General features: G+C 49.6%; 3 protein-coding genes. 2 read left to right on the top strand and 1 reads right to left on the bottom strand.

The window, feature by feature from the left end; translation table 11 throughout:
• Nucleotides 1-276 precede the first annotated feature (276 nt).
• A complete protein-coding gene (locus tag ABYW01_RS19865; RefSeq protein ID WP_372836142.1) occupies nt 277-780 on the top strand; it encodes a disulfide bond formation protein B in 504 nt (167 codons plus the stop codon).
• Nucleotides 781-858: 78 nt separating this feature from the next.
• On the opposite strand, the gene soxR is transcribed toward ABYW01_RS19865, so the two are convergent.
• Complete coding sequence (soxR, locus tag ABYW01_RS19860; RefSeq protein WP_193955307.1) at nt 859-1,332, bottom strand: redox-sensitive transcriptional activator SoxR; 474 nt, start codon at nt 1,330-1,332, stop codon at nt 859-861.
• Nucleotides 1,333-1,437: 105 nt separating this feature from the next.
• Between soxR and ABYW01_RS19855 the strand changes: the two genes are divergently transcribed.
• Entirely contained in the window at nt 1,438-2,124 is a 687-nt protein-coding gene (locus ABYW01_RS19855; protein WP_372836140.1) for a hypothetical protein, read from the top strand.
• The last annotated feature ends 128 nt before the right edge of the window (nt 2,125-2,252 follow it).

Genomic DNA, 2,252 nt, shown 5'->3' with positions numbered 1-2,252 from the left:
CCTGCATTTACAGAGCCCGTTACTTGCCGCGACTTGATGGTGTGTATATTAGTAACACTTTCGTCTAGCGTAAAACGACTCTTTCTCAGCTTATTGGTTAGTTTTTTTCACCTTTTCATGACATTCTATTTTCTCCCTCATCTATACCTACAGGAATACAGATCAGCGTTTTATGCTTTAGCGCAATGCAGAGGGAACTCGCCAAGCATTTAATGTTCGGATACAGTGCGCGACTGATAGTGTCTAGCGCACAACCGTACAATCAGGAGAACACGCATGATGCACGCACCATCCGGCAAGGGGATAACCGCAGTCTACTGGCTGCTGGTTCTGATTTTTGGAATGGCGATGGAAGGTATCGCACTCTATTTCCAATACGGATTGGGTTACGGACCTTGTGTATTGTGCATCCACGTCCGTATTTATGTGATGGCCTTTATGCTAGTCGCCCTGATAGCGCTACTCAGCCGTCATAGCCGATTGATGAATATTCTAACCAGCGTGACGGGGCTGGGTCTGGCAATTGGCCTCGCCGAACGCTCTTGGAAAACATTGGGTGTTGAACGTGGTTTTATCGAAGGCGCATGCGATATGGACAGCGGCCTGCCCAACTGGTTTGCGCTGGATAAATGGTTCCCGACCGTATTCGAACCGTGGGAACCCTGTGGTTATACCCCCGAACTGTTGTTTGGCATCACGATGGCAGAGGGCTTAATTGCGCTGAGCGTGGTAGCGATTCTGACAAGCCTTTATATGTGTTACAACGCACTGCGTCGCTAACACTCACTATTGACGATCTCTATCAACCGGGCGCAGTCAACGTGTCCGGTTGATAGCCTCTACCTAAGATCTCACCCTTCATTCCTCTGGCCAGCCCTCCTCCGGCATATCTTCAATCAAATAGCGTGGTCCATTGCCACGTTTCGCGACAAAGTCGTCCGCGTTAAACAGCCCACAACTGCGCATCGACAGACAACCACAACCGATACAGGTCGACAGGCTCTCACGTAGCTTTTGCATCCGCAAAATACGCTCATCGAGCAAACGCCCCCAGTTCGTCGATAAGCGCTCCCAATCCCTTTTCGTCGGTGTGCGATTGTCCGGCAGACGCGCTAAGGCCTCTGCAATCTCTTCCAGGGTTAAGCCTAGGTTTTGGGCCGCTTTAATGACCGAAATCCGACGCAACATCGCGGGATGGTAACGCCGCTGATTGCCTTCAGTGCGCACGGAATGTACCAATCCACGAGACTCATAGAAACGCAGTGCCGAGGTTGCAATATCACAACGCTCAGCCGCCTCACCAATCGTCATATACCGCACAGCCCTGGCCATATTTAACCTCTTTCTCTAACCACACATTAATCTTAAGACAATCGCTTGACTTAAAGTTAACTTGAAGTTGTACGATGCGCAACCTCAATGAAGAGAGGTTGATTTATGACATCACTTGTATGCGGTGGCTGCGGTTTTAATCCGCCACAACAGATACCCGCACACTGCTTGCTATGCGGCACGCCCAAAGAGCGATTTGTTAGCGAAGCGTACGTCAACGAACGCTGCACCCTGAAAGAAACGCGTGTAGACCACCGAGTGACCCGACTGAAAGCAGAGGCACTCGGCGTATCTGTTTATCGCATTGAAACACCACACAGATCAGTGCTGATTGACTGTCTGCCGACCTTCAACCCGGATATCCCCGCGATTGATGCAATCCTGTTTACCCATCGGGATTTTATGGGTGCCAGTGATCGCTACCATCAGCACTGGGGCAGTGAAGTCTATCTGCATGAGGCTGAGCACCAACACCCATTGGCATGCCATCATCAGGTGACCCAGCCATTTTCAAATGACTTTGAATATCATGGGATCAACGCCTTTGTTCTGGGTGGGCATACTCCGGGGTTTACGGCTTACATCTATCAGGATGTTCTGTTTGTGTGTGATCTGGTCGTTGGAAGTGCAGAGGATATGCGCTTTAACCCCTTCGGAAACAGAGAAAAAATCCGCCTAGCCGCTCAACGTTTAAGGCACCTGCTCAGACGGCGAACAGTGCGTACCGTATGTGGATTTAACTACGTGACCGATTTCGACCAGTGGATGTCGTATTTTAAAAAGCTCCCTTGAACCCTGCAGCAAACACCCAGAAACCATAGTTTCCGGGCCGCGCAGGCATAAAGCGAAGAAAGGAACGCATTGTTGCAATTCTTTACATTTTCTTAACTTGTTTATGCACAAAACCCGATTACAATATG

Origin of the sequence: Pontibacterium sp. (assembly GCF_041587635.1) — a bacterium.
Classification (GTDB): Bacteria; Pseudomonadota; Gammaproteobacteria; order Pseudomonadales; family Balneatricaceae; genus Pontibacterium.
The sequence above is the reverse complement of the archived record's forward strand: the minus strand, read 5'-3'. Positions and strand labels throughout refer to the sequence as shown.